This window comes from Pseudomonas asplenii, from assembly GCF_001293465.1.
Classification (GTDB): Bacteria; Pseudomonadota; Gammaproteobacteria; order Pseudomonadales; family Pseudomonadaceae; genus Aquipseudomonas; species Aquipseudomonas fuscovaginae_B.
On the sequence record NZ_JSYZ01000015.1, the window covers coordinates 145,432 to 172,402 of the forward strand.

The window sequence follows — 26,971 nt, forward strand, 5'->3', positions numbered from 1 at the left end:
ATACGTCCCTGAAAGGTGCCTGTTGCCAAGTGAACACCCTGTAGCCACTATAGGGTCAAGCACCCTTTTGGGAGATCCGGCGATGAAGATTGGCGAACTGGCGAAACTCACCGACTGCCAGGTGGAAACCATCCGTTACTACGAGAAGGAAAACCTGCTGCCGGAACCGGCGCGCAGCGAAGGCAACTACCGCCTGTACACCCAGGCTCATGTCGAGCGCCTGACCTTCATCCGCAACTGCCGCAGCCTGGACATGACCCTGGAGGAGATCCGCAGCCTGCTGAGCCTGCGCGACAGTCCGCAGGACCAGTGCGAGAGCGTGAACGCGCTGGTCGACGAGCACATCCACCACGTCAAGGCGCGGATCGACGGACTCCTGGCGTTGCAGGCCCAGTTGCTGGACCTGCGCCAGCGCTGTGGCGGCGGGCCGGAGGCGGAGCAGTGCGCGATCCTGCAGCGGCTGGAGGTCAGCGGCAGCGTGGTGCCGACCGAAGTGGAGCACTCACATGTGGGCAGGAGTCACGGGCACTGACCACCCACACCGGCGCTTTCGCGGATACATCCTGTTCCCACGGTGTCGTGGCGCACCCAGGATCTGCCTGAAGCACGATCATCGTAGGAACAACAGGGAGCGCCAGCCGCAAAGCCAGGCGCTGCTTAGACCGCCATCGGCGCCGTCAGGGGCGCATGGTGCTGATAGCCTTCCAGGCTGAAGTCGCTCGGTTCGACCTTCTCCAGCCATTCAGGCTCGTACTTGCCGGTCCTGGCGAACTCCGGCACCCGCTCGGCAATCACCAGCTTCGGCATCGGGAACGGCTCGCGGGCGAGCTGTTCGTTGAGCATGTCCAGGTGGTTTTCATACACATGGGCATCGCCGATGAAATAGGTGAACCAGCGCGGCGTGTAGCCGGTCAGGCGGCCGATCAGGCTCAGCAGGGCCGCGCCCTCGGTCAGGTTGAACGGCGTGCCCAGACCCAGGTCATTGGAGCGGATATAGAGGGTCAGGGAGATTTCCTTCGTCTCGACATTCGGGTGGAACTGGTACAGCAGGTGGCACGGCGGCAGGGCCATTTCATCCAGTTGCGCGCAGTTCCAGCCGTGGAACAGGATGCGCCGGCTGCCCGGGTCCTTGATGATGGTGTCGACGCACTGGCGTACCTGGTCGATCGCCTTGTACAGCACCACATAGGCCTGGCCGTCCTCCTCGCCCTGGGCGATCTGCCGGTAGCCCTGGGCCAGGGTCTGCTCGATGGCCGCGCGATTGCTCGCCGGAATCTGCTTGTAGGCCGGCCACTTGCGCCACTGCACACCGTAGATCTCACCGAGGTCGTCATCGCCCTGGCGGAACGGGTTGGCCAGCCACTGGGCGTTCTCGTTGGCGTTCTGGTCCCAGACCTTGCAACCCAACGCACGGAACTCGGCGGCGTTGTTCACCCCGCGCAGAAAGCCGCACATCTCGCCGATGGCGGACTTGAAGGCCAGCTTGCGGGTGGTGATCGCCGGGAAACCTTCCTTGAGGTCGTAACGCAGCATCGCGCCGGGAAAGCTGATGGTGTTCACACCGGTACGGTTGGCCTGCTTGGTGCCGTTCTTGATGACATGGGCGACCAGATCGAGATATTGCTTCATGAGTTACCTGCATCCTTGAATACGGGGCCCGCGGGCCCCGATTCGAATTTAAAGCGCGGCGTCTTTCGTTGCCGGAGTGGTCGGGTTGCGGCGATAGGCGAACCACAAAAGCGCCAGGCCACCGATGATCATCGGCAGGCTGAGAATCTGCCCCATGGTCACCCAGCCGAATGCCAGATAGCCAAGCTGCGCATCCGGCACCCGGACGAACTCGACGATAAAACGGAAGATCCCGTAGAACAACGCGAACATGCCGGAAACCGCCATGGTCGGCCGCGGCTTGCGTGAGAACAGCCAGAGGATGATGAACAGTGCCACACCCTCGAGGGCGAACTGGTACAACTGCGACGGATGGCGTGGCAACTGCGCCGGGTCGCTGAACGGCGGGAACACCATCGCCCACGGCACGTCGCTCGGCTTGCCCCACAGTTCGGCGTTGATGAAGTTGCCGATCCGCCCGGCGCCCAGGCCGATCGGGACCATCGGTGCGACGAAGTCCATCAGTTCGAAGAACGACTTGCCGTTACGCCGGCCGAACCACCAGGCCGCCAGCATCACGCCGATGAAGCCGCCATGGAAGGCCATGCCGCCCTTCCAGACCTCGAAGATCAGCATCGGATTGGCAATGTAGGCCGGCAGATCGTAGAACAGCACGTAACCCAGGCGCCCGCCGACGATCACGCCCATGGCCAGCCAGAACACCATGTCGGAGAGTTTCTCCTTGGTCCAGGTCGGGTCGAAACGGTTCAGGCGCCGGGAGGCCAGCAGCCACGCACCGCCAATGCCGACCAGGTACATCAGGCCGTACCAGTGGATTTTCAGCGGGCCGATGGCGACGGCCACCGGGTCGATCTGCGGGTAAGGCAGCATTGCGACTCCTTGGTAGAGTAGAAAATTCGGGGCCCGTTCACCCAGGCGGCAAGCGGGCCAGCGGGTCATGATGAAGACCCGCGATTAAGCCAATATTGCGCCCGGTCCGCTGAACCGGGCCTGAGGTTCAGATCAGGAACTTCATCCCGACACAGAACAATAGCCCGGCAAACAGTCGCTTGAGCAGCAACGGCGAAAGCCTGTGCGCCAGTTGCACACCGAAGCGGGCAAAAAACATACTGGTCAGGGCAATGCCGAGCAAGGCCGGCAGGTAGATGAAGCCCAGGCTGTGCTCCGGCAGCAACGGGTCATGCCAGCCCAGCAGCATGAAGCTGATGGCGCTGGCCACGGCGATCGGCAGGCCACAGGCCGACGAGGTCGCCACCGCCTGCTGCATCGGCAGGCTGCGCCAGGTCAGGAACGGCACGGTCAGCGAACCGCCACCGATGCCGAAAATCGCCGAAGCCCAGCCGATCACCACACCCGCCAGGCCCAGGCCGGCCTTGCCGGGAATCTCCCGACGACTTTTGGGCTTGAGGTCCAGTGCCATCTGCACGGAGACGATCAGGGCGAAAACGCCGATGATCTTCTGCAGGTTCGGCCCGGCAATCGCCTTGGCCGTCAGTGCCCCGAGTCCCGAGCCGAGCAGGATACCCACGGCCATCCAGGCGAAGATCGGCCAGCGTACCGCGCCCCGCCGATGATGACCGCGAATGGTGTTGATCGACGTGAAAATGATGGTGGCCAGGGAAGTGCCGACCGCCAGGTGCGTCAGGATCGAACTGTCGAACCCCTGCAGAGTGAAGCTGAACACCAGCACCGGGACGATGATGATCCCGCCACCGACGCCGAACAGCCCGGCCAGTACGCCCGCACAGGCACCCAGCAGCAAATAGAGCAGAAATTCCATGCAACCCCCGAAACAAGTCCGGCATGGTAACGGATGCATGCCGCTCGTCTCTACTGGATGACGAACGGCACCCTGCGTAAAGTGTGGGAAACCACAGAGGGATCACCTGATGTGCCTGATTGTCTTCGCCTGGCGCCCGGGCCATGCCCAGCCGCTGATCGTTGCGGCCAACCGCGACGAGTTCTACGCCCGGCCGAGCCTGCCGCTGGGGCAGTGGCCGGAAAACCCGCAAGTCTACGCCGGACGCGACCTGGAAGCCGGCGGGACCTGGCTGGGCGTCGGCGCCCGGCGGCGCTTCGCCGCGCTGACCAATATCCGTAATCCGCATCAGCCGCCGGCACGCCGCTCACGAGGCGAGCTGGTGGCGCGATTTCTCGGCGCAAACACCCCGATTGCCGATTATCTCCAGGATATCGTCGCACGATCACCGGAGTACGCCGGTTTCAACCTGCTGCTGGGCGATGCCGAGGAACTCTGGCACTTCAATTCCCATGAAGGGCAGCCACGTCGACTGCCGGAGGGGATCTACGGCTTGTCGAATGCCGGACTCGACACGCCATGGCCGAAACTGCTGAAGGCCAGGGGGGCACTGGAGCAGGCACTGGAACGGCCCTCGCCGGAAAATCTGCTGACCCTGCTGGCCGATCCGACCATCGCGCCATTCGTCGAACTGCCGGATACCGGCGTGGGCCTGGCGACCGAGAGCCTGTTGTCGAGCATTTTCATCGCCAGCCCCAGCTACGGCACGCGGGCGAGCACGGCGCTGATCGTTGGGGCTGATGGCACGCGGCATCTGGTCGAACGCAGCTTCGGCCCCCATGGCGGGCATCTGGGCGAGGTGGAGTTGACGGTCTGAGGGGACGCGGAGTATCCCGAGATGCCTGCCCACGCGGAGCGTGGGCAGGATCGGAGCGGGCCACGGAGTGCGGGGATGATCGAGATGGGTTGCGAAGACTGATCGTTCCCACGCTCCGCGCGGGAATGCCGCCAGTGACGCTCCGCGTCACACCTACCGATGATCAGTGCTTGACCACCGGATTGGCCATCCGCCCCAGCCCGAGGTTCTTCAGGGCCAATTGCAGGGTGCTGTGGATAACTTGCGGGTTGTCGATGGTCATCACCTGGGCCAGCAATTCCTGCGACTTGCTCAGGCTGATCTGGCGCAGCATCCATTTCACCTTCGGCAGGTTGGTGGCGTTCATCGACAGGCTGTCGAAGCCCATCGCCATCAACAGCACCGCCGCCGCCGGATCGCCCGCCATCTCGCCGCAGATGCTCACCGGCTTGCCTTCGGCATGGGCATCGCGCACCACGTTCTGCAGGGCCTGCAGCACCGCCGGGTGCAGGTAATCGTACAGGTCGGCGACCCGTGGGTTGTTGCGGTCGACGGCCAGCAGGTACTGGGTCAGGTCGTTGGAGCCGACCGAGAGGAAATCCACCTGACGCGCCAGTTCGCGGGTCTGGTACACCGCCGCCGGAATCTCGACCATCACCCCCACCGGCGGCATCGGCACGTCAGTGCCTTCGTCGCGCACTTCGCCCCAGGCCCTGTGGATAAGATGCAGTGCTTCTTCCACCTCGTGAGTGCCGGAGATCATCGGCAGCAGGATGCGCAGGTTGTTCAGGCCTTCACTGGCCTTGAGCATGGCCCGGGTCTGCACCAGGAAGATTTCCGGGTGGTCGAGGGTCACGCGAATGCCGCGCCAGCCGAGGAACGGGTTGTCCTCGACGATCGGGAAGTACGACAGCGACTTGTCGCCGCCGACGTCCAGACTGCGCATGGTCACCGGCTGCGGATGGAACGCCGAAAGCTGCTCGCGGTAGATCGCCAGCTGTTCCTTCTCGCTCGGGAAGCGCTGGTTGATCATGAACGGCACTTCGGTGCGGTACAGGCCCACGCCTTCCGCGCCACGCTGTTGCGCGCGGGCGACGTCGGCGAGCAGGCCGGTGTTGACCCACAGCGGCATGCGGTGGCCATCGGTGGTCACGCAAGGCAGTTCGCGCAGGGCATCGAGGCCCTGGGACAGCTGGCGCTCCTCCTCCACCACGCTGACGTACTGCTTGCGCAGCAACTCGCCGGGGTTGGTGAAGACTTCGCCGCGGGCTCCATCGACGATCAGCTCGATGCCATCGACCTTGGAATACGGCAGGTCGACCAGGCCCATCACCGTCGGGATGCCCATGGCCCGGGCCAGGATCGCAACGTGGGAGTTACCCGAACCGAGTACCGACACCAGACCGACCAGGTTGCCCTCCGGCACCTCGCCGAGCATGGTCGCGGTCAGTTCCTCACTGACCAGGATGGTGTTCTTCGGGTAGACCATGTTCTGCTGGCGCTCGGACTGCAGGTAGGCCAGCAGGCGGCGACCCAGGTCCTTGACGTCCGAGGCGCGCTCGCGCAGGTAGTCGTCATCCATCAGTTCGAAGCGGTTGACGTGATCGGTGACCACCTGGCGCAAGGCGCCCTGGGCCCACTGGCCCGTCTTGATGACGTTGGTGACTTCGCTGCCCAGCGAGGCATCGTCGAGCATCATCAGGTAGACGTCGAACAACGCCCGTTCTTCCGGCCGCAACTGGGTGGCCAGCTTGGCCGACAGGGTGCGCATGTCGTTGCGCACGCCCTCGATGGCCGTCTTGAACAGCGCCAGCTCGGCGTCGATATCGGTGATGGCCTTGTCCGGCACCACATCCAGGTCCGCTGGCGGCAACATGACCACCGCGGTACCGACCGCCGCGCCAGGCGAACCCGGTACGCCGACGAACTTGGTTTCCTGGATGCCCTTGCCTTCACGGCCCAGGCCACGGATGGAGCCGGTCGCCTCGGCATGGGCGATAACCCCGGCCAACTGGGCGCTCATGGTCACCAGGAAGGCTTCTTCGCCCTCGTCGAACTGGCGACGTTCCTTCTGCTGGATGACCAACACGCCGACGACGCGACGGTGGTGGATGATGGGCGCGCCGAGGAATGACGCGTAACGCTCCTCGCCGGTTTCGGCGAAGTAGCGATAGCGTGGGTGATCGGCGGCATTTTCGAGGTTCAGCGGTTCCTCGCGCGTGCCGACCAGGCCGACCAGGCCCTCGTTCGGCGCCATGCTGACCTTGCCGATGGAGCGTTTGTTCAGGCCTTCGGTGGCCATCAGTACGAAGCGATTGGTCTCGGGGTCGAGCAAGTAGACCGAGCAGACCTGGCTGCCCATGGCCTCTTTGACGCGCAAGACAATAATCCCCAACGCCGTCTTGAGATCCTTGGCGGAGTTAACTTCCTGGACGATCTTGCGCAGCGTATTGAGCATGGCTCGGGGTCGAACTCCGTGTCAGTCGCGCGTTAAAAGGCGCGGGGCAAGCTCTTTGAGCGCGCGACGATAAACCTCGCGCTTGAATGTCACCACCTGGCCCAACGGGTACCAATAGCTGACCCAGCGCCAGCCATCGAACTCCGGTTTACCGGTCAGATCCATCCGCACCCGCTGTTCGTTGGACAGCAGGCGCAGGAGAAACCATTTCTGCTTCTGGCCGATGCACAGCGGTTGGCTGTGGGTACGCACCAGACGTTGCGGCAAACGATAGCGCAACCAGCCCCGGGTACAGGCCAGAATTTGCACATCCTCTCGTTCAAGGCCGACTTCTTCGTTCAATTCGCGGTACAAGGCCTCTTCAGGCGTCTCGTCAGGATTGATCCCACCTTGCGGAAACTGCCATGCATCTTGATTGATGCGCCGGGCCCATAAGACCTGACCAGCATCATTCGTCAGAATTATCCCGACATTAGGACGGAAACCATCGGGGTCGATCACGGCAACCACCTCGTAAACGCATGTCATCGCATTGTTCCACAAAGGTTGTGAAAGCAGCAACGCACCGCCATACCTTATGTGCACTCTTGTGAAAAGACCGTATTCTGATCGCCTTTTTACAGGCTTTTCAGCGAGTAACTGCAATGCGTCTGGCTTTATTCGACTTGGACAACACACTTTTGGGCGGCGACAGCGACCACGCCTGGGGCGATTACCTGTGCGAACGGGGCATTCTCGACCCGGTGGCCTACAAAACCCGCAACGACGAGTTCTACCAGGACTACCTGGCCGGCAAGCTGGACAACGCCGAGTACCTGAACTTCTGCCTGGAAATTCTCGGTCGCACCGAGAGGGCGCAACTGGATGAATGGCACCGCGACTACATGCGCGACTGCATCGAGCCGATCGTCCTGCCCAAGGCCCTGGAACTGCTGGCCCGGCATCGCGATGCCGGCGACAAGCTGGTCATCATCACCGCGACCAACCGTTTCGTGACCGGACCGATTGCCACACGCCTGGGCGTCGAGACCCTGATCGCCACCGAGTGTGAAATGGTCGACGGCCGCTACACCGGGCGCAGCACCGACGTGCCGTGCTTCCGCGAAGGCAAGGTGACGCGCCTGAACCGCTGGCTGGACGAGACCGGGCACAGCCTGCAGGACAGCTACTTCTACAGCGATTCGATGAACGACCTGCCACTGCTGGAGCAGGTGAGCAATCCGGTCGCGGTGGACCCGGACCCGAACCTGCGGGCCGAGGCCGAGCGGCGTGGCTGGCCGGTGATCAGCCTGCGCGGCTGACCCCCTGGAGCCAGGCAAGACCTGGCGGCCTCTTCGCGGGCAAGCCCTGCTCCTACAGGACCGTGTCGTACACAAGAGCCAGTACGCCTCGAATCTGTAGGAGCAGGGCTTGCCCGCGAAGAGGCCCGCAAGACCACCACAAGGCGCTCAGGCCGGCTTGGCCACCATCAGGTAGAAGATCGCCATGAACGCCAGGAACGCCGGCCAACCCAGCGCAAACCACCAACGCATATACGTTTGCGCCTTCAGCGGCATCGGCGAGCCTTCACGCAACGCCTGATCGGCCATCCGGTGCACGCGGATCTGCAGCCACACCACCGGCAACCAGCAGATCCCCGCCAGCACGAACAAGCCCATGCTCCACAGCAGCCAGCCCTGGGTCAGCGGCCAGCCCGCCAGGTGCGCCAGCCCCAGGCCACTCAACGGCTGGAACACCGCCGTGGTGGTGGTGAAGGCCCAATCGGCGAACACCAGATGGCGGAACGTTACGGCGATCACCTCGACCCTGCCGGTACGCCAGGCACGCAAGGCGTAATAGGCGGAGCCGGCGCCGAGGCCGAAGAGAATGGTGGAAGACAGGATATGCAGGGTCTTGAGTATCAGGTAGGCGCTCATCGACGCGGTTCAGTCCATAACAGCCAGAGAGTCGCGACCATCAGCACCAGGTTCTTGGCGACGGCAGCGTAGGGGTCAAACCAGTAGTGCGGCAGCACCAGGGTGATGATCAGGGTGTAGCCGGCCATCAGCAGCAACTGGGCCTGGAACGCCCGGCGGCGCCAGCGCCGCAGCAGCATGCCCAACCCGAGCAGGGCATCGCACAACGAACCGAGCCACACGGCGAAACGCGCAGCCTCGCCCGTCACGCCGGATTCGGCCATGATCCGCAGGCTCCAGTCGTAACCCGGCCCCAGACAGACCGCGGCCGTGCCGAACCAGATCAGCAGCATCACCGCCAGCATCAGCGGGCGCAGGGCCGCCTGGACGCTTTGCGCGGCGTTCGGCCAGTCGACCAGATGGGTCGCCAACAGCGCCGCCCGGTAGCCGCACAGCGCCCCCAGCAATTCGGGATCGGCGACATTGTCGCGCCGGGCCATGCGCAGGCACTGGCGATTCCACGCCAGCCAACCCAGACGCTCGCCACACCAGGCACCTGCCGTCGCCAGCCATGAGGGGATCCTCAGGTAACGTGCCGGCGCCCAGCCCTGGGCCGCGCGCAAGTGATCGAGCAGTTGCGCCAGGGTCAAGGCTTGCGGCCCGACCAACGGCAGCACCCGCGAGGAAGACGGCCAGTGCCGCAACAACGCCAGCACCGCACCGGACAAGTCATCGATATGCACCGGCTGCAAGCGGGCCTCAAGATCGAGCAGGGGAATCAGCGGCCAGGGCGACAGGCGCGTCAACCAGCCACTGCTCGTCCCGCCCGCGCCCACCAGCAACGACGGCCGCAACACCACAGCGGATACGCCCAGTTCCATCAGGTGGGCATCGGCTGCCGCCTTGCTGGCCAGGAAAGGCACGTCCGGCTGCTCGCCGGCGCCCAACGCGGAAATATGCAGGACCCGCAGCCCCCGCGCCGCCGCCAGGTCGAACAGCGCCCGCGTGCCGCGATCCTGGGTGCGCTGCAAGGCCTGGCGATCGACACTCATCAGGCCCGCCGCGTTGATCAGCAGATCGACGCCCGGGGGGATCACGAAGTGCTGGGGATCGCTGGCCAGCAGATCCAGATCGAGAACCTGCCACTCGACTTCGGACAAATCCCGGGAATGGCGACGCCGGCTGGTAGCGATCACCTCATGACCGTTGGCGGTCAGCGCGGCAAGCAGGTGGCGACCCACGAAACCCGTGGCCCCCACCAGAAGAACTTTCATGACGATCCCTGGCGGACTAAACCGGTTTGGCGCCCATCAGGGCAGCGATCCCGACGAAACACAGCGTACTGAAGATCGCCAGCGTCAGCGTGAATTTCCAACGGCCGCCCGCCTCGCCCCGGCGCAGGCGATTGAGCCGCACCACGAGCCAGGCCCAGGCCAGGCAACCGAAAGTGTAGAGCACGCTGGAGCCGAGCAGCCAGGTCTGGCCCAGCGGGAAACCACCCAGGTGCACCAGCCACCAGCCGCTGACCGGCTGCACCACCAGGCACAGGGCCATCAGCCACCAGGCCAGTACCCAGGGCATCTTCAGGATCCGCCCCGGGATTGCCAGGTCGCCGGCCCGGCGCCCGCGCCAGAACCAGAGGGCCACGGCCAGCATGCTGCCCAGAAGCAGCACCGTAACCGTGCTGTGCAGCACTTTCAGGGCGGTGAAGGTTTCCATCTCGCTCTTTTTCCTTGGTGGTTGCCCATCAGCGTAGCAGTCATCCGCCCCGTTTCAGCCCAGAAACAGGCGATAGGCCGGGTTGTCGCTTTCATCCCAGTACGGGTAGCCGATTTCCGCCAACGCGGCGGGAACCAGGTGCCGCTCCTCGCTCGGCACCTGCAGGCCGGCAACCACCCGTCCATCGGCCGCGCCATGGTTGCGATAGTGGAACATCGAGATATTCCAGCGCCCGCCGAGCTTGTTGAGGAAGTTGAACAGCGCCCCCGGACGCTCCGGGAACTCGAAGCGCAACACCATTTCGTCGCTGACCCGTGCCGCATGGCCGCCCACCATGTGGCGGATATGCAGCTTGGCCAGTTCGTTGTCGGTCATGTCCAGCACCGGGAAACCCTGGCTGGTCAGGCTTTCGATCAGCACATTGCGCGGGTCGCTGTCGGGGTGAGTCTGCACGCCGACGAAGATGTGCGCTTCGCTGCCGGTGTGGTAGCGATAGTTGAATTCGGTGATCTGGCGCTTGCCGATGGCCTCGCAGAACGCCTTGAAGCTGCCCGGCTGCTCGGGAATGGTCACGGCGATGATCGCCTCGCGGCCTTCACCCAGCTCGGCGCGCTCGGCGACATGGCGCAGGCGGTCGAAGTTGACGTTGGCGCCGGAGTCGATGGCCACCAGGGTCTGCCCGCTGACCTTGCGCTGCTCGACGTACTTCTTGATCCCGGCGGCGCCCAGCGCGCCGGCCGGCTCGGTGATCGAACGGGTATCGTCGTAGATGTCCTTGATCGCCGCACAGATCTCGTCGGTGCTGACGGTGATCACCTCATCGACATGGTCCTTGCAGATATCGAAGGTGTGCTGGCCGATCTGGGCCACGGCGACGCCGTCGGCGAAGATCCCCACCGAAGGCAGCACCACCCGTTCACCGGCGGCCATGGCCTGTTGCAGGCAGTTGGAGTCGTCCGGTTCGACACCGATCACCTTGATCTCCGGGCGCAGGTACTTCACGTAGGCCGCGATCCCGGCGATCAGCCCGCCACCACCGACCGGCACGAAGATCGCGTCCAGCTGCCCGGGGTGCTGGCGCAGGATCTCCATTGCCACGGTGCCCTGCCCGGCAATGGTGTGGGGATCGTCGTAGGGGTGAATGTAGACGTAGCCCTTTTCCTCGACCAGTTTCAACGAGTAGGCCAGTGCTTCCGGGAAGGAGTCGCCATGCAACACCACCTTGCCGCCACGGGAACGCACGCCCTCGACCTTGATTTCCGGCGTGGTCTTGGGCATCACGATCGTCGCCTTGACCCCCAGCACCTTGGCCGCCAGGGCCAGGCCCTGGGCATGGTTGCCCGCTGACGCGGTGACCACGCCACGGGCGCGCTCGGCATCGCTGAGCTGGGTCAGCTTGTTGTAGGCGCCGCGAATCTTGAAGGAAAACACCGGCTGCAGGTCCTCGCGCTTGAGCAGGACCTGGTTGCCCAGCCGCTCGGAAAGCTGGCGGGCGCTCTGCAACGGGGTTTCCACGGCGACGTCGTAGACGCGCGAGGTGAGGATCTTCTTGACGTACTGTTCGAGCATCGGAAAGCATCACTGGCGGGTTGGGCAGGGACCGAGGAGTCTAACCCAGCGCTCGCGGCAACGACCACAGGGTTCCTGAGGTTTTGATCGCCCCTTTTGCCGGCCCGACGCTTATAATGCCGGCCTTTCGCTCACACCTTGCCCGCTTCCGGAGCCCGCATGACCCAGGATCAACTCAAACAGGCGGTGGCCCAGGCCGCTGTCGACTTCATCCTTCCCAAGCTCGATGAGAAAAGCATCGTCGGCGTGGGCACCGGCTCCACCGCCAACTGCTTCATCGACGCCCTGGCCAGGCACAAGAGCGCCTTCGATGGCGCGGTCGCCAGCTCCGAGGCCACTGCGGCGCGACTCAAGGGCCATGGCATTCCGGTGTACGAACTCAATACCGTCAGCGAGCTGGAGTTCTACATCGACGGCGCCGATGAAAGCGACGCGCACCTGAACCTGATCAAGGGCGGCGGCGCGGCCCTGACCCGCGAGAAGATCGTCGCGGCCGTGGCCAAGACCTTCATCTGCATCGCCGACGGCAGCAAGCTGGTGCCGGTGCTCGGCGCGTTCCCGCTGCCGGTGGAAGTGATCCCGATGGCCCGCAGCCATGTGGCGCGCCAGTTGGTGAAACTCGGCGGCGACCCGGTGTATCGCGAAGGTGTGGTGACCGATAACGGCAACATCATCCTCGATGTGCACAACCTGCAGATCACCAACCCGGTGGAGCTGGAAACGCAGATCAACGCGATCGTCGGCGTGGTCACCAACGGCCTGTTCGCGGCGCGCCCGGCGGACCTGCTGCTGCTGGGCACCCATGAAGGCGTAAAGACGCTCAAGACCTGAGTTGGCCGGAGCAGACGCGCAGCCCGGGCTGCGCGTCATCGTTCATCGCCAGCAAGCCCGGGGTTTACTCTGTAGTGCGCTTGAAGACGTAGAACAGATTCGGCTCGCTGATCAGGTACAGCGTCCCCTCATCATCCATGGCAATGCCTTCGGCCTGGGGCACGCTGGCGCCGAGCCCCTGCTGGCCCTTGAGCAACGACAGGCTGCCGACTGGACGCCCATCGACATCGAGCTCCAATACCAGCCGCGACTCATCGGAGAGCGCCAGCAGATGCCCGCTGCGCTCGTCGAACTGCAGGCTGGAAAGATCACGCACGAAAAGTCGGGCGTCGCGGCGAGGATTGCTGGCCACATGCACGGCGGATGATTGCGCAGGTTCAGGGTAGGGAAAACCATGGATCTCGTAGATCAGCAGGGGATCGCGCTCCTTGGCCACGAACAGTCGCCTGCCGACCGAGTCGTAGGCCAGCCCCTCGAAGCCCTTGTTCCCCGGCAGATTCACACCGAGGGTCAGTTGCTCGGCGTCGGCCGCATCGAGAAACCGCGTGCCGTCACCCAGGCGAACCTTGATCAGCCGCTGGCCGCGCTCATCGGTGATGACGTAGGTATCGGCGCTGATGAATTCGATGGCCTCGGGATCACCGAAGCCACGCAACGGAATACGCCGCAGGATACGCCCATCGAGCGACAGCTCGATCAATTCGGCATTCTTGTTGGTCACGGTGAACAGGCTTTTTCTGACGGGGTCGAAGGTCAGGGCAGAGACATCATCCTCCAACCCGTCGATCGCCTGCGCCTCGATGACCACACGGTAATCCGCCAGGCCGATGCTTGCCTCGCTCGGTTGCCACCAGGCATGCCAGTTGAACCAGGCCCGCTCGAACAGCCGATAATGCTGGCCGACGAGCCCCATCAATAGCAGAGCACAGAGACCGACCCACGGGATCAGGGAGTTCAGGCGCAAAGTCTGATACATATGTGCAAGCTCGAAGACAGGACCGGTGACGAATTAACCACGACGGCATGAATTCAAGCTTAATCCTGCGGCACCACGCTTGCCCCAGGCGCTTGCTGCGCTGAGACCTACTGCTTCTCGAAACGGTAGAACAGGTTCGGCTCGCTGACCACGTACACGACCCCTTCCTCGTCAATGGTCACGCCCTCGGCACGCGGAATGGTGTGTTTCAAACCGTTGAAACCACCGAGCAGGGTCATGAAACTGACCTGGTTGCCCTTCTCATCCAACTCCAGCACCAGATGCGACTCCGCCGACAACACCAGCGTATGCTGGGTGCGCGGGTCGATCGCCAACGCTGAAAGATTGCGCACATCCAGCTGGTCGCCAGCCAATCTGCGCTTCTCGCCCAGAAACCGGGTACCGTCGCTTTGCAGGCCGAACAGCGCCGGTGGGCGCTCTTCGCCGAGCAGGATCTGCTGGTTGCGGGCATCCCAGACCACCGCCTCGAACGCCTTGTTCTGATCCTTCGAGGGACCGAGGTCGTACTGCGGAAAGTCCTTGATATTCAGCTCACGGGTATTCGCATCCACAGTGACGATGGTCAGGAGATGCATGCGCTCATCGACGATCGCCATCCTGTCGCCTTCCAGCACCGTGACGGCCTCGGGATTGTTCCAGCCGACCAGGGGAATCTTGCGCAACACGTCGCCCTGCAGGGTCAGCTCGGCGAGGAACGGATTCTTGCCCATCACCGCGAACAGGGTTTTGGTCCGCGGGCTGTAGCTGACGTCAGAGGCCTCGTCCTTCTCCATGCCCGCCAGGGGCTTGGCGTCGATCACCGCCCGGTAGCCGGGCAGCCAGACGCTCTGCTGGCGCTCGGCAGGGGTTTCGAAACGCTCCTTGAGCCACAGCAGGCCGCGATCGTCCCAGTGCATGAACCTGGACAACCCTACCCCGATCACCAGCGCCGCCAGCAGCAGCCAGTAATACCAGCGTCGGGCGAAACGGGAGCGAACAGCGGTAGACGGAGAGGAAAAGGTTTGACCACTCATGCGAAGGCACTTTCCTGATCTTTATGGCATTCAGACAAACACTCTAGGCAAGGCCCAGCGCCAGATCGGGAAATTATCCAGACGGAATGTGAAAAAAACGGCAAAAGCCGGGAAGTCACGCAGATGGAAACAGGGGGGAAGATGCCCTCTTCGCAGCAACCTGACGCGAAGAGGGCTACGGCCAGGTCTCAGCGAACGCAGCTTTCGAACCGGCTGACGCCCGGCAATTCCAGCACCAGTTCGTCACCGACGTTCAGCGGTCCCACGCCTACCGGCGTACCGGTCAGAATCACGTCGCCGGCCTGCAGCGAGAAACACGCGGCCATGTGCTGGATCATCGGCACGATGGGGTTGAGCATGTCGCTGCTGATCCCGTCCTGGCGGACCTCGCCATTGATGGTCAGGCGAATGCCGATACGGGTCAGGTCGGGGAAAGTGCTGCCGACCACGAATGGAGCGAGCACCGCCGCGCCGTCGAACGACTTGGCGATTTCCCAGGGCAGGCCCTTGGCTTTGAGTTCCGCCTGCTTGTCGCGCAGGGTCAGGTCCAGCGCCGGGGCGAAGCCGGAAATCGCATCGAGCACCTCTTCCCGGCTCGGCTTGGTCGACAACGGCTTGCCGATCAATACGGCGATTTCCGCTTCGTAATGCACCGAACCCCGGTCGACCGGAATCTTGAAACCGTTCTCGATCGACACCACGCAACTGCCCGGCTTGATGAACAGCAAAGGTTCGGTAGGCACCGGGTTATCCAGTTCCTTGGCGTGTTCGGCGTAGTTGCGGCCGATGCAGACCACCTTGCCCAGCGGGAAGTGAATGGGGGTACCGTCGACATACTGGTGCTGATAGCTCATTGAGCGTCTCCTGGTCTGCTTGTCATCGTGACGCGGGGTTCAAACCGCGAAGATCTTGCCCGGGTTCATGATCCCGTTCGGGTCGAACACCGCCTTGATCGCCTTCATGTATTCGATTTCGGCCGGGGAGCGGCTGTAGGCGAGATAGTCACGCTTGGTCATGCCCACGCCGTGTTCGGCGGAAATCGAGCCGTTGTACTTCTCGACGATCTCGAACACCCACTTGTTGACCGTGGCGCACTTGGCGAAGAACTCGTCCTTGCTCAGGCTGTCCGGCTTGAGGATGTTCAGGTGCAGGTTGCCATCGCCGATGTGGCCGTACCAGACGACTTCGAAATCCGGGTAGTGTTCACGGACGATCGTGTCGATTTCCTGGAGGAACGCCGGAACTTTCGACACCGTGACCGAAATGTCGTTCTTGTACGGCGTCCAGTGGGAAATGGTCTCGGAGATGTATTCGCGCAGTTTCCACAGGTTCTGCAACTGGGTTTCGCTCTGGCTCATCACACCATCGAGCACCCAGCCCTGCCCGACGCAATGCTCGAAGGTCTCCAGGGCGAGGTTGGCCACCTCCTCGGTGGTCGCCTCGAACTCCAGCAGCGCGTAGAACGGACACTCGGTTTCGAACGGCGCCGGCACGTCGCCACGGCCGAGGATCCTGGCCAACGCCTTGTCGGAGAAGAATTCGAAGGCGGTCAGGTCCAGTTTGCCCTGGAACGCGTGCAATACCGGCATGATCGAGTCGAAATCGGGCGTGCCGAGCACCATGCAGGTCAGGTTCTTCGGCGCACGGTCCAGGCGCATGGTGGCCTCGACCACGAAGCCCAGGGTGCCCTCGGCACCGATGAACAGTTGGCGCAGATCATAGCCGGTGGCGTTCTTGATCAGATCCTTGTTCAGCTCCAGCAGGTCGCCCTTGCCGGTGACGACCTTCAGGCCGGCTACCCAGTTGCGGGTCATGCCGTAGCGAATCACCTTGATTCCGCCAGCATTGGTGCCGATATTGCCGCCAATCTGGCTGGAACCCGCCGAGGCGAAATCCACCGGGTAGTACAACCCATGTTCCTCGGCGCGGTTCTGCAACTGCTCGGTGACCACCCCCGGCTCGCACACGGCGGTGCGGTCGGTGAGGTTGATGTCGAGAATCCGGTTCATGTAGTCGAACGACACCACCACCTCGCCATTGGCCGCGACGGCGGCGGCGGACAGGCCGGTACGGCCACCGGATGGCACCAGTGCGACCTGGTGGCGGTTGGCCCAGCGCACGATGGCCTGGACCTGCTCGATGGTCCTGGGAAACACGACAGCGCTGGGCGCAGGGGCGAAATGTTTGGTCCAGTCCTTCCCGTAGGCATTCAGGGAGTCGGCGTCGGTCAGGACCTTGCCGGGTTCAACCAGGGTTTTCAGTTCATCAATCAGGACGGCATCGGTCATCGACAGAACTCTCAAACATTTCATGGTCACCCTGAGAACGCTTCACGTCGCAGAATGAGTGTTTGCGGGTCGCATATGCTAGCATACGCCCCCCGCAGAAGCGTGCTATGAGGCCGACCTGCGGAGCCGGCGAATACGCCGTGAGGTCAGCTCCAGCTGTCCATTTTCCTGCCATTTTTCTCCGGGACACAGGTTTACGCAGATGAGCAAGACTTCTCTCGATAAGAGCAAGATCAAGTTCCTTCTTCTCGAAGGCGTCCACCAATCCGCAGTCGACGTCCTCAAGGCCGCCGGGTACGTCAACATCGAGTACCACACCAAATCCCTGCCGGACGCCGAACTGAAGGAAAAGATCGCCGATGCCCACTTCATCGGCATCCGCTCGCGCACCCAACTGACTGAGGAAATCTTCGATCACGCGAAGAAACTCGTCGCCGTGGGCTGCTTCTGTATCGGTACCAACCAGGTCGACCTCGACGCGGCTCGCGAGCGCGGCATCGCCGTATTCAACGCCCCGTACTCCAACACCCGCTCCGTTGCCGAGCTGGTGCTGGCCGAAGCGATCCTGCTGCTGCGCGGCATTCCCGAGAAGAACGCTTCCTGCCACCGGGGTGGCTGGATCAAGAGCGCGGCCAACTCCTTCGAGATCCGCGGCAAGAAACTGGGGATCATCGGCTACGGCTCGATCGGTACGCAGTTGTCGGTCCTGGCCGAAGGCCTGGGCATGCAGGTGTTCTTCTACGACACCCTGACCAAGCTGCCACTGGGCAATGCGACCCAGGTGTCCAGCCTGCACGAACTGCTGGGCATGTCCGACATCGTCACCCTGCACGTTCCGGAAACCGCCGAGACCCAGTGGATGATCGGCGAGAAGGAAATCCGTGCGATCAAGAAGGGCGGCATCCTGATCAACGCCGCCCGCGGTACCGTGGTCGAGCTGGACGCCCTGGCGGACGCGATCAAGGACCAGCACCTGATCGGCGCGGCCATCGACGTGTTCCCGGTGGAGCCACGCTCCAACGACGACATCTTCGAAAGCCCGCTGCGTGGCCTGGACAACGTGATCCTGACCCCGCACATCGGTGGTTCCACCGCCGAAGCCCAGGCCAACATCGGCCTGGAAGTGGCGGAGAAGCTGGTCAAGTACAGCGACAACGGTACCTCGGTGTCGTCGGTCAACTTCCCGGAAGTGGCCCTGCCGGCTCACCCGGGCAAACACCGCCTGCTGCACATCCACCAGAACATTCCGGGCGTGATGAGCGAGATCAACAAGGTCTTCGCCGAAAACGGCATCAACATTTCCGGTCAGTTCCTGCAGACCAACGAGAAGGTCGGCTACGTGGTGATCGACGTCGACGCCGAGTACTCGGACCTGGCTCAAGAGAAGCTGCAGCACGTCAACGGCACCATCCGTTCCCGCGTACTGTTCTAAGCTCCCGGCGCTGAACGAAAAAGGGAGGCCTTCGCAGGCCTCCCTTTTTCATTTGCGCGACCGCTTACTTCACATTGACGGTGATGACCTTCGAGGCCACCGTCGGCTCGAACTGCATGTGGATCTTGTCGCCCGCTACCAGTTGCAGGGTGTGCTTGCCCGGGGCCAGGGTCAGCTGGGTTTCGGTCTGGGCCTTGCCGTAGTGGATCACCTGCTCGGTCGCCGGAATCGGCAGGCTCGGGTCAGGCAGCTCCTTCTGGTCGACCAGCAGGTGATGGTGGCCGGAGTTCGGGGTGGCATCACCGGCCGGCTTGAGCTCCAGGCCCTTCATGCCAAACTTGACGGTGAAGGTCTTGTCGACCGTGGCGCCGTCCTTCGGCGAGACGATCTCCACCTCGGCGCCCTTGGGCGCTGGCGTGCGCGGAATGCCATCCGCGGCGACGGCGAGGAAGCTGGAACCCAGCAAGGCAGTGGCTAAAGCTACACGAGACACTAAGGTTTTCATTAACTTCTCCGTTTTTTCCACAAAATGTGGCGGGTGATGACAACTTCACGACAAATCGTTGTCCAAACTTGCCCACAAACATAAAGCAAAGCGGGTGGCGGTTGCGCATCGCCCGCTCGATTTCATCTTAGGAGTGACCATGCGTTTGCTGCCTGGCCTGTTGCTGTTACTGCCCCTCGCAAGCCCCTTCGCCCAGGCCGAACTGATCGACGACGTCAATGACCGGGGCGAACTGCGCATTGCCCTGGAGGGCGACATGCGCCCCTTCGGCTTCAAGGATGACGGGCACCTGACCGGCTTCGAAGTCGAACTGGGCGAGCTGCTGGCCCGGGAACTCGAGGTCAATCCGTCCTTCATCACCACCGACTCCGCCGATCTGCTGCAGGGCGTGGAAAGCGGCAAGTACGACATTGCCATCAATCACATAGCACTGACCCCGGAACTCAAGGAACGTTTCGACTTCAGCGAACCCTACAGCTACACCAGCGCCCAGTTGATCGTGCGCAAGGAAGAGCAACGACCGCTCAGCACTCTGGAAGCGCTCAGAGGGGGTGCTTTGGGTGTAGCTCAAGGTAGCCAGTTCGTCGACCAGGCGCGTACGGTCGAAGGCGTCGACCTGCGCAGTTATCCGAATGCCCAGCAGCCGCTCAAGGATGTGGCCGACAAGCAGATCGACGCCGCCATCAGCGATCGTCTGCTGATCCCCTTCGCCATTCGTGACAGCCATCTGCCGGTCAAGGAAGGCGCGCCCGTGGGGCCGACCGTGACCCTGACCATCCCGTTCCAGAAGGGCAACCCGGCGTTTCAGGCGAGCCTGAACCTGGCCCTGCAGCGGATCAAAGCCGACGGAAGGCTGATGGCGTTGTCGGAGAAATGGTTCGGCATGGATGCGAGCGAGCCGCCCAAGCCTTGAGGGCCAGGCTCAGCAGGCGCCCAGCAGCGCCAGGGCGGCAGCGGCTTCGGGAAGTTCCAGTTCGCTGAACACCTGGACGCCGGCCTGCCTGAGCAAGGCCGCAGTCACGCCCTCGCCGGCGACCTTCACGCCACTGAAGGTGCCGTCGTAGGTCTGCAGATTGCCGCAGGACGGGCTGTTGGCCTTGAGCACGGCAATCCGTATGGCGTGGCGCCGCACCAGTTCAAGCGCCTGTCGGGCCCCGTCGATGAACGCCTGGCTGACATCCGCGCCGTCATGGGTCACGACCCGGACAATCCCCTCCAGCACTTGCCCACCCTGGCCGCCGGGAATCTCCGCCGCTGCCCGTGGGGTCGGCAGGCCGCCGGCCACTTCCGGGCACAGCGCCACCACCCGGCCTTCGTCCTGCCAGGCGGCCAGTTGCGCGTAGGGGCCGCTGGCACCGCCGTCATAACGCACCCGATGCCCGAGCAGGCAGCGACTGACCAGGATCTTCTGCGGCATCAGAACGGCTCGTCGCCGCGTCGGCGGAACCAGCCGGTCAGCGACAGGCGCTCGCGGGTCGCCGGCAGCACTTCGTGGGGGACATCGCCGGAGAGGAACACGATCAGGCAACCAGCGGTCGGCAGTACGTCACGCTCCACCTCATCGGCCAGGTACATGCGCAACTGGCCGCCCTCTTGCGGCTGCCACTCGTCGTTCAGGTAGAGCACCGCCGACACCGAACGCCGGTCATCGTCACGAAAACGGTCCAGGTGCCGGCGGTAGAAGGCACCGGCCGGGTACAACGCGAAATGGCACTCGAAATCCTCGAGCCCGAGGTACAAGCCACGGTTCAGCGCCTCGCGCAGGCTGTTCATCAGTTCCAGGTAGCGGTCGCAGGACTCGGCCTGGCCCGGTTCGAGCCACTGGATGTGGTCGCCACGGATGCCCTCGCGCACCTGCTGCGCCGCACCCCGCCCCACACCCGCCGGCGCCAGTTCCCCGTCTGCCGCACGTTTACGGCACTCGGTAGCCAGCTCGCGAGTCAGATCGGCAGGCAGGAACAGTTCCTGTTGCGACCAGCCGCGCTCGGCCAGGTCGTCGACAATGGATAACAGCAACGGATGATCAGAAGGTATTTGCATGGCGCGCATAGTATCCGTACGTCCAGGAATCCGACAGAGCCGCCGGACATGACAATACGAATTCTCGACAAGTCCGGCGCTCGCCGGGAGAATAGTCGGCTGTAGACAGGAGTCCCTATGCGCCGTTTGCTTTTTTCGCTATTGATGTTCTGCACCATGCCCGCCTGGGCAGACAGCCACGACCAGTTGTACAAGGTCGCCGGTTGGCCAGAACAGCGCGCGCATTTCAGCGATGCCCTGGGCGCCGCCCAGCAGAAATACCGCAACAGCCTGCCACCGGCGGTCTACCAGGCCCTGGTCAATAACAGCAACCAGCGCTTCGCCCCCCAGGCCATGGACCAGCGGGCCGAAGCCCAATTGCGCCAAAACCTGGCCAACCCGGCCCCGGCGCTGAAGTTCTTCCAGTCGCCGCTGGGGCGCAAGATCGTCGCCGCCGAACTGCTCGCCACCCGCCGCGACCAACTGGCGAAGAACGCCCAGGGCCTGCCGCATATCGAAGCCAGCGCGACGCGCCGACTGCTGATCAACCACCTGGCCAACGCCCTGCCGGCCCGCGAAGCCGGTGCCGAGGTCAGCCTGGCCATCGCCGGTGTCGCCGCCGACAGCCTCAGTTCGATGATCCCCGGTCTGCTCGGTGCCGGTACCGCCCAGGGCCTGCTCAACGGCCAACGCGAGCGCCTGATGCAGCAGATCGGCAACGACCTGGAAAACACCCTGCTCTACGTCTATCGCGACCTGTCCGATCCGGAACTGGAAGAGTTCTCGAACTTTGCCGAGTCGCCCGAGGGCCGGACCTACTACAAGGCCGCCCTGGCAGCGATCCGCGCCAGCCTGGCGGTGGGGCAGGATCTGGCGCCGGCACAGCCAGGGAACTGAAGATCGACCCCAGTGACCTGTACGAAAATCGACCACCGGGCGTAACCTGAAAGCCCTGGCGCCATCCATGCAGTAGGTTCGCCTCCCTTCAGGAGACTACTCATGTACAGGATCAACCTCGCTACCGCCGCCGATATCGAAGGCATCACCCAACTGCTCCAGGCCAATTCACCTTCCCGGGGTGGATCACTGACCGGAGAGTTTCCGCTCGAAAAAGTCAGGCAAATGGCCCTCGGCAACGCTCCGGTAGTGGTCGCCTGCCGCGACGACCAGGTCGTTGGCGTACTGTTCAGCGCGGCAAAAGACACCCAACCGGCACCACCCTCGATCCAGGCCATGCTGGCGACCTGGCCCGGCAGCCCCGACGCCTACGTCTATGGCCCGGCCTGCATCGCCGCCACGGAACGCGGCCAGGGCCTGCTGGCGCAGCTCTATGCGCAACTCCAACGCCATTACCGGGGGCGCGAGGCGATTCTCTTCATTCGGCGGGACAACGAAGCCTCACGACGCGCCCATGCGCGCCTGGGCATGCACGAAGTCGCCGGCTTCACGCTGGACGGTGATGAGTACGCAGTGCTCAGCGACAGCTCACGCTGACACTCCCAAAGCACGCCAGATGCTCCAAGCCCATTCTTTGCATTCGGCAACCGGAAACGAACAACGCGCCGGAGATGGCGCGTTGTCGAGACTGGACCGGCTGAAGACTCAGCGATTTTTCACCCGCTCGATCGCCGTGTCATACACCGGATTGGCCTTCTGTTCCTTGGCCAGTTCGTAGTGACGCAGCGCGTCGGAGAACTGCCCGGCGTTTTCATAGATGCGGGCAATGTTGTAGTAGGAGCTGGCGCGAACGGTGTTGGCCGAGTTGCCGGATGCCAGCGCGATGGCCTTGCGGTTGGCCCAGATGGCTTCGGCGGTATTGCCGGCCTTCTGGTACGCCAGGCCGAGGTTGCTGTAGGCCTGACCGAAGCTGTTGTTCAGGTCGATAGCCTGGCGGAACAGCGCGATCGACTGTTCCAGGTCACCGGCCTTGTAGGCCGCCTCGCCCTTCACGTTCAGCGCCCGCGCATCGGCCTGGGCCGTGGAGCTTACCGCCACTTCGGCAATCGCCACCTTGTCGTCGAGTAGCGGCGAGACTTCGTTCAGTACATTCGCCGGCTCCACCTTCACACCGCTGAAGGTGTTGATGTCCTGGAAGTCGCCGTTGCCGGTCATGCGGAACACGGTCCACAGGTTGCCGCTGCGGTTGGTCGGCACGTAGTAGGTGCGTACCAGGGACTGGCCCATGTAGACGAACACTTTGGCCTGGCTGTTGGACAGCTGGCGCGAGCCTGGATTTTCGCTGTTGGTGAAGTCATGTACGGCATAGACGTAGCTCTCGCCGTAGTGCTTCTTCTGCAGGGTGATGGTTTCCGGTCCATAGCTGTCGGTGTCATCCACGTCCAGGTCGGCGTCGTCGCCCTGCTTCTGTTCGAAGTAGATGTTGTTGCCGGGGAAGATCATGTGCGAGTCGAGGTCCGCCGGGGTCTTGCCCCAGGTCAATACCACGCGCAGGCCATCGAGGTTCTGCATCACCGGACTGATGGCATAGGTCATGTCCTTGCACGGGCACTTGACCACCAGGTTGGAGTAACCGGCCTTCTTGATGATCAGCAGGCTGCCGGCATCGTCGGCGAAACCGCTCTGGAGGGTAACCTGGCCCTGGGCGTTGGTCTTGCCGACCACATTCTGCTCGCCGTTGCGCTGCAACAGCACGTCGGCGTCGGCGATCTTCTGGTCCTTGACCACGGCGCTGAGCACTTCGACCGGCAGCGACTCGGCCTGGACCGACCAGGCCAGGGCACACAACGAAAATACCGAAGCCATGCGAAGCAAATGCATACTCAACTCCCTTTAAGCTCAAGACGCGGGTGTCGAATGACCCCCGAAAAATTTGCAGCGGAACATACCGACTTTTTGTACGAAACGTCTAATGTTCAGGTGGAAAATTTTGCTTTTGTGGACCAGTCACTGGAGGCAAAAGGCCATCTTGCCAATCTGATCCGCAACCCCACTCAAAGCCCATGGGAAAGCGCCGACAAGTCGCAGACTCGCCAAGGAAGGTAGCGGCTGATCATGCAAGAAAACCCTGAAGACGGCGGCGTCACTCGTTTCGAACGCCTGCACCTCGAACAGGTTGACGTGGTGTTGGGATCGCACCCGCGCAAGCAGAAGGCCGCACGCAGGTTTCGCAGAAAATCCCACAGCCTGCGGATATTGCTACTGCTGCTGGTGGGCATGCTGGGCTACATGGCCTACAACCGCAGCAACTATCGCCCACCGCAGAGCCCGCCGGCATCCGAACCGCCCCCCGTGGCTGCCGAGCCCTCGGTCCTGCCTGAAGCTACAACAGATGGGGGCTGATCAAAGATGCAAAGCCATAACGTAACTCTTAGGTGACGGCATTGAGCGTGCGCCCTCTAAAACTCAGAATCGGGCCACTTGAGTGTGTCCACACCTTGCGCTGAAAAATTGAATCAAACTGTGCCGACCTGAGTGGGTTGCGACCTGTGCATGACTCAGATGCCCTACCAACTGGCTCGGCGGTAAGGTGACGTCGGCCACGACCCTGTACACTAGGCGCATAAAAAAGGAGCGCCGTGTGACCGATTCGTACTTCCCCCCCTTGGTTATCAATGGCGCGTCTGTCGACCTATCACACTTGGAACCGTTCACCTTTGAACTCGACAGCCAACTGGCCAAGAAAAGGCTACGCGTGCACGTAACCTTCTCGAATCATTGCTTCTCCAAAAGCTATGACGCAGCGAGCCATCCAGCGAGCGAACCAATCATCGACGCAGGTAGTGAACGACAACGGACATACTGCCCCACTCGCTATCGGTTATCGCATAGCCTTCCAGCATTAATCTGTGGCTTGGCAGAATCGCCAAAGACAAAGGTTTGGGAAACCGCGACCGAGCGGAACTGGTGCTACTCGATCGTAATTGAGGACCCTTCAGGCCCTTATCATGTGTTTTTTGAAATCCGGCGTGCAGGTAAGGATCGCCGGCAATGGCAGGATTTGCAGTTGGTGGTGGAAAGCGCCTACCACCAAGACGAGGAAAGTGGACCCAGCCTCAAGGGCAGCATGGCCTTTATGTTACTGTGTGGCAAAATATACATGGGTCAGCCAACGGCAACGAAGCGCTAACAGCAGAAACGAAAAAAGGCGCCATAAGCGCCCTTTTCGTATTCGGTAAAGCAGATCCGGACACCACTTCGGCTTTCGCCTCGGTTCGCCTTGCGCGAACACCCTTTCGGGCTAGGGAACGCTCAATCTCATCCGGTCAGTCGTTCCGCAGTTACAGGCATAGTATTCCACTAATAGTGGAATGTCGCAACGATTTGCTAATCATTTTTGAGCATTTCATCTCACGCTAGATAACGAAAAATCACCCATTTCAACGGCTTCACTTGTGAGCCAGTAAACCAGGCAATAAAAAACCGCCCCGAAGGGCGGTTTTTTTCAATCGAAGAGCAAGACCCGATTACAACTGCGGACCAGCCGCCTTGATCGCGTCGCTCACGTCGAACTTCTTGAAGTTCTCGATGAACAGGCCAGCCAGGGCTTTCGCCGCTTCGTCGTAGGCAGCCTTGTCAGCCCAGGTGTTGCGTGGGTTGAGCAGGCCGGTTTCGACGCCTGGGACGGCCAGTGGCACGTCCAGGTTGATGGTGTCCAGGTGCTCGGTCTCGGCACCGACCAGAGCGCCGCTCTGGATCGCCGCGATCACGCCACGGGTGGTCGGGATGTTGAAGCGCTTGCCCACGCCGTAGCCCCCGCCGGTCCAGCCGGTGTTGACCAGGTAGACCTTGGAGCCGAAACCACGGATGCGCTTGATCAGCAGCTCCGCGTATACGCCAGCCGGACGCGGGAAGAACGGCGCGCCGAAGCAGGTGGAGAAGGTCGACTTGATGCCGCCGCCCGAACCCATTTCGGTCGAACCGACCAGCGCGGTGTAACCGGACAGGAAGTGGTAGGCCGCCTGCTCTTCGCTGAGGATCGACACTGGAGGCAGTACGCCAGTCAGGTCGCAGGTCAGGAAGATGACAGCGTTCGGCTCGCCACCGAGGTTCTTCGGTGCGCGTTTTTCGATCAGTTCACGCGGGTAGGCCGCACGGCTGTTCTGGGTCAGGCTGCTGTCGGCGTAGTCGGCCTTCTTGTTGGCATCGAGCACGACGTTTTCCAGCACGGCGCCGTGCTGGATGGCTTTCCAGATGACCGGCTCGTTCTTCTCGGACAGGTCGATGCACTTGGCATAGCAACCGCCTTCGATGTTGAACACCACGCCCTCGCCCCAACCGTGCTCGTCGTCACCGATCAGGTAGCGGCTTTCGTCAGCCGACAGGGTGGTCTTGCCGGTGCCCGACAGGCCGAAGAACAGGGTCACGTCGCCCGCTTCGCCCATGTTGGCCGCGCAGTGCATCGGCAGCACGTCGACCGCCGGCAGCAGGAAGTTCTGCACCGAGAACATGGCTTTCTTCATTTCACCGGCGTAGCGCATGCCGGCGATCAGGACTTTCCTGGCCGCGAAGTTGATGATCACGGTGCCATCGGAGTTGGTGCCATCGCGCTCGGGCACGCACTCGAAGTCCGGCACGTTCAGGATCTGCCACTCGGCCTTGCCACCGGCGTTGTACTGGCCGGCTTCCGGGTTGATGAACAGGCAACGGCCGAACAGGTTGTGCCAGGCAGTGCCGGTGGTCATCTTGACCGGCAGGTAGTGTGCAGGGTCGGAACCTACATGCACGTGGGAAACAAAACGCTCGCGCTCGCCGACGAAGGCTTCGACGCGGTTCCACAGGGCGTCGAACTTGTCGGCCGGGAACTTGCGGTTGATCGGGCCCCAGGCGATTTCGTCCTGGGTGGAAGGCTCTTCGACGATGAAACGGTCTACCGGCGAACGACCGGTACGATGGCCGGTACGCACCACCAGCGCGCCGGTATCGGCGAGCTCACCTTCACCACGAGCCAGGGCTTCCTTGACCAGATCATCGACACTCAGATCGGTGTACACGGCATTGTTTGCTTGCGTCATGAAATTCCCCGTCGGCCGCTGGCCGAGTG

The 26,971-nt window shown here is 62.7% G+C and carries 29 protein-coding genes; 11 read left to right on the top strand and 18 right to left on the bottom strand.

Annotated elements, in window-relative coordinates; genetic code table 11:
• Positions 1-82 precede the first annotated feature (82 nt).
• Positions 83-532, top strand: a complete 450-nt coding sequence (cadR, locus tag PF66_RS19410) for a Cd(II)/Pb(II)-responsive transcriptional regulator (protein WP_054063563.1) — start codon at positions 83-85, stop codon at positions 530-532.
• Between the two features lie 125 nt (positions 533-657).
• Here the strand turns inward: cadR and PF66_RS19415 are convergent, their stop codons facing one another.
• From PF66_RS19415 to PF66_RS19425, 3 genes are all read right to left on the bottom strand, one after another.
• Entirely contained in the window at positions 658-1,629 is a 972-nt protein-coding gene (locus PF66_RS19415; RefSeq protein ID WP_054063564.1) for a thymidylate synthase, read from the bottom strand.
• 48 nt (positions 1,630-1,677) lie between these two features.
• Complete coding sequence (lgt, locus tag PF66_RS19420; RefSeq protein WP_054058652.1) at positions 1,678-2,499, bottom strand: prolipoprotein diacylglyceryl transferase; 822 nt, start codon at positions 2,497-2,499, stop codon at positions 1,678-1,680.
• A 127-nt stretch (positions 2,500-2,626) separates the two neighbouring features.
• The gene (locus PF66_RS19425; RefSeq protein ID WP_054058651.1) at positions 2,627-3,409 is read right to left on the bottom strand and encodes a sulfite exporter TauE/SafE family protein; all 783 of its coding nucleotides are present in this window, start codon (positions 3,407-3,409) and stop codon (positions 2,627-2,629) included.
• A gap of 109 nt (positions 3,410-3,518) precedes the next feature.
• Between PF66_RS19425 and PF66_RS19430 the strand changes: the two genes are divergently transcribed.
• A complete protein-coding gene (locus PF66_RS19430) occupies positions 3,519-4,265 on the top strand; it encodes an NRDE family protein (RefSeq protein ID WP_054063565.1) in 747 nt (248 codons plus the stop codon).
• Positions 4,266-4,428: 163 nt separating this feature from the next.
• Here PF66_RS19430 and ptsP read toward each other — a convergent pair whose 3' ends face one another.
• Together ptsP and PF66_RS19440 are read right to left on the bottom strand one after the other, a co-directional pair.
• A complete protein-coding gene (gene ptsP / locus PF66_RS19435; protein ID WP_054058649.1) occupies positions 4,429-6,702 on the bottom strand; it encodes a phosphoenolpyruvate--protein phosphotransferase in 2,274 nt (757 codons plus the stop codon).
• Positions 6,703-6,723: 21 nt separating this feature from the next.
• A complete protein-coding gene (locus PF66_RS19440; protein ID WP_026145062.1) occupies positions 6,724-7,203 on the bottom strand; it encodes an RNA pyrophosphohydrolase in 480 nt (159 codons plus the stop codon).
• Positions 7,204-7,346: 143 nt separating this feature from the next.
• Here PF66_RS19440 and PF66_RS19445 point away from each other — a divergent pair, with 143 nt between their 5' ends.
• Positions 7,347-8,003 (top strand): HAD family hydrolase, encoded by a 657-nt coding sequence (locus tag PF66_RS19445; RefSeq protein WP_054063566.1) that lies wholly within the window; start codon positions 7,347-7,349, stop codon positions 8,001-8,003.
• 147 nt (positions 8,004-8,150) lie between these two features.
• Here the strand turns inward: PF66_RS19445 and PF66_RS19450 are convergent, their stop codons facing one another.
• From PF66_RS19450 to ilvA, 4 genes are read right to left on the bottom strand one after another with little or no spacing between them, the layout of a single operon-like run.
• A complete protein-coding gene (locus PF66_RS19450; protein ID WP_054063567.1) occupies positions 8,151-8,618 on the bottom strand; it encodes a DUF2269 family protein in 468 nt (155 codons plus the stop codon).
• A complete protein-coding gene (locus tag PF66_RS19455; protein WP_054063568.1) occupies positions 8,615-9,871 on the bottom strand; it encodes an SDR family oxidoreductase in 1,257 nt (418 codons plus the stop codon). The genes PF66_RS19450 and PF66_RS19455 overlap by 4 nt, the downstream gene beginning before the upstream one ends.
• Positions 9,872-9,887: 16 nt before the next feature.
• A complete protein-coding gene (locus PF66_RS19460; protein ID WP_054063569.1) occupies positions 9,888-10,316 on the bottom strand; it encodes a DUF2269 family protein in 429 nt (142 codons plus the stop codon).
• Between the two features lie 54 nt (positions 10,317-10,370).
• Entirely contained in the window at positions 10,371-11,885 is a 1,515-nt protein-coding gene (gene ilvA / locus PF66_RS19465) for a threonine ammonia-lyase, biosynthetic (RefSeq protein WP_054058645.1), read from the bottom strand.
• A 159-nt stretch (positions 11,886-12,044) separates the two neighbouring features.
• Here ilvA and rpiA point away from each other — a divergent pair, with 159 nt between their 5' ends.
• Positions 12,045-12,716 carry a ribose-5-phosphate isomerase RpiA gene (gene rpiA, locus PF66_RS19470; RefSeq protein WP_054063570.1) on the top strand — a complete coding sequence of 224 codons (672 nt, stop codon included), beginning with the start codon at positions 12,045-12,047 and terminating at the stop codon, positions 12,714-12,716.
• A gap of 64 nt (positions 12,717-12,780) precedes the next feature.
• Here the strand turns inward: rpiA and PF66_RS19475 are convergent, their stop codons facing one another.
• The 4 genes from PF66_RS19475 to PF66_RS19490 form a co-directional block, all read right to left on the bottom strand.
• Positions 12,781-13,692, bottom strand: a complete 912-nt coding sequence (locus PF66_RS19475; RefSeq protein ID WP_054063571.1) for an SdiA-regulated domain-containing protein — start codon at positions 13,690-13,692, stop codon at positions 12,781-12,783.
• Between the two features lie 107 nt (positions 13,693-13,799).
• Positions 13,800-14,726, bottom strand: a complete 927-nt coding sequence (locus PF66_RS19480; protein ID WP_054063572.1) for an SdiA-regulated domain-containing protein — start codon at positions 14,724-14,726, stop codon at positions 13,800-13,802.
• A gap of 188 nt (positions 14,727-14,914) precedes the next feature.
• A complete protein-coding gene (locus tag PF66_RS19485; RefSeq protein ID WP_054058641.1) occupies positions 14,915-15,580 on the bottom strand; it encodes a fumarylacetoacetate hydrolase family protein in 666 nt (221 codons plus the stop codon).
• 39 nt (positions 15,581-15,619) lie between these two features.
• Positions 15,620-17,014, bottom strand: coding sequence for an FAD-binding oxidoreductase (locus PF66_RS19490; RefSeq protein WP_054063573.1), 1,395 nt, complete (start codon positions 17,012-17,014; stop codon positions 15,620-15,622).
• A gap of 202 nt (positions 17,015-17,216) precedes the next feature.
• Between PF66_RS19490 and serA the strand changes: the two genes are divergently transcribed.
• Positions 17,217-18,446: a phosphoglycerate dehydrogenase gene (gene serA / locus PF66_RS19495; RefSeq protein ID WP_017903268.1), complete on the top strand. Its 1,230-nt coding sequence runs from the start codon at positions 17,217-17,219 to the stop codon at positions 18,444-18,446.
• Between the two features lie 64 nt (positions 18,447-18,510).
• Here serA and PF66_RS19500 read toward each other — a convergent pair whose 3' ends face one another.
• Positions 18,511-18,951 carry a DUF4399 domain-containing protein gene (locus PF66_RS19500; RefSeq protein WP_054063574.1) on the bottom strand — a complete coding sequence of 147 codons (441 nt, stop codon included), beginning with the start codon at positions 18,949-18,951 and terminating at the stop codon, positions 18,511-18,513.
• Between the two features lie 139 nt (positions 18,952-19,090).
• Here PF66_RS19500 and PF66_RS19505 point away from each other — a divergent pair, with 139 nt between their 5' ends.
• Positions 19,091-19,864 (top strand): transporter substrate-binding domain-containing protein, encoded by a 774-nt coding sequence (locus PF66_RS19505; RefSeq protein ID WP_054063575.1) that lies wholly within the window; start codon positions 19,091-19,093, stop codon positions 19,862-19,864.
• A 9-nt stretch (positions 19,865-19,873) separates the two neighbouring features.
• Here the strand turns inward: PF66_RS19505 and PF66_RS19510 are convergent, their stop codons facing one another.
• Both PF66_RS19510 and PF66_RS19515 read right to left on the bottom strand, forming a co-directional pair.
• Entirely contained in the window at positions 19,874-20,368 is a 495-nt protein-coding gene (locus PF66_RS19510) for a DUF523 domain-containing protein (RefSeq protein WP_054063576.1), read from the bottom strand.
• Complete coding sequence (locus PF66_RS19515) at positions 20,368-21,000, bottom strand: 2OG-Fe(II) oxygenase (RefSeq protein ID WP_054063577.1); 633 nt, start codon at positions 20,998-21,000, stop codon at positions 20,368-20,370. The genes PF66_RS19510 and PF66_RS19515 overlap by 1 nt, the downstream gene beginning before the upstream one ends.
• Positions 21,001-21,108: 108 nt before the next feature.
• On the opposite strand from PF66_RS19515, the gene PF66_RS19520 reads away from it, so the two are divergent.
• Together PF66_RS19520 and PF66_RS19525 are read left to right on the top strand one after the other, a co-directional pair.
• Positions 21,109-21,867, top strand: a complete 759-nt coding sequence (locus tag PF66_RS19520) for a DUF2059 domain-containing protein (protein WP_054058635.1) — start codon at positions 21,109-21,111, stop codon at positions 21,865-21,867.
• A 102-nt stretch (positions 21,868-21,969) separates the two neighbouring features.
• Entirely contained in the window at positions 21,970-22,464 is a 495-nt protein-coding gene (locus tag PF66_RS19525; RefSeq protein WP_054058634.1) for a GNAT family N-acetyltransferase, read from the top strand.
• Positions 22,465-22,572: 108 nt separating this feature from the next.
• On the opposite strand, the gene PF66_RS19530 is transcribed toward PF66_RS19525, so the two are convergent.
• Positions 22,573-23,748 (bottom strand): tetratricopeptide repeat protein, encoded by a 1,176-nt coding sequence (locus tag PF66_RS19530; RefSeq protein WP_054063578.1) that lies wholly within the window; start codon positions 23,746-23,748, stop codon positions 22,573-22,575.
• A 36-nt stretch (positions 23,749-23,784) separates the two neighbouring features.
• On the opposite strand from PF66_RS19530, the gene PF66_RS32800 reads away from it, so the two are divergent.
• The 3 genes from PF66_RS32800 to PF66_RS19540 all read left to right on the top strand — a co-directional run bounded on the left by PF66_RS32800 (position 23,785) and on the right by PF66_RS19540 (position 25,057).
• Entirely contained in the window at positions 23,785-23,973 is a 189-nt protein-coding gene (locus tag PF66_RS32800; protein ID WP_152973058.1) for a hypothetical protein, read from the top strand.
• Between the two features lie 9 nt (positions 23,974-23,982).
• Complete coding sequence (locus tag PF66_RS19535) at positions 23,983-24,270, top strand: hypothetical protein (RefSeq protein ID WP_054063579.1); 288 nt, start codon at positions 23,983-23,985, stop codon at positions 24,268-24,270.
• 238 nt (positions 24,271-24,508) lie between these two features.
• Positions 24,509-25,057, top strand: coding sequence for a hypothetical protein (locus PF66_RS19540; RefSeq protein ID WP_054063580.1), 549 nt, complete (start codon positions 24,509-24,511; stop codon positions 25,055-25,057).
• A gap of 337 nt (positions 25,058-25,394) precedes the next feature.
• Here PF66_RS19540 and PF66_RS19545 read toward each other — a convergent pair whose 3' ends face one another.
• Entirely contained in the window at positions 25,395-26,942 is a 1,548-nt protein-coding gene (locus PF66_RS19545; RefSeq protein ID WP_054058632.1) for a phosphoenolpyruvate carboxykinase, read from the bottom strand.
• Positions 26,943-26,971: the final 29 nt, after the last annotated feature.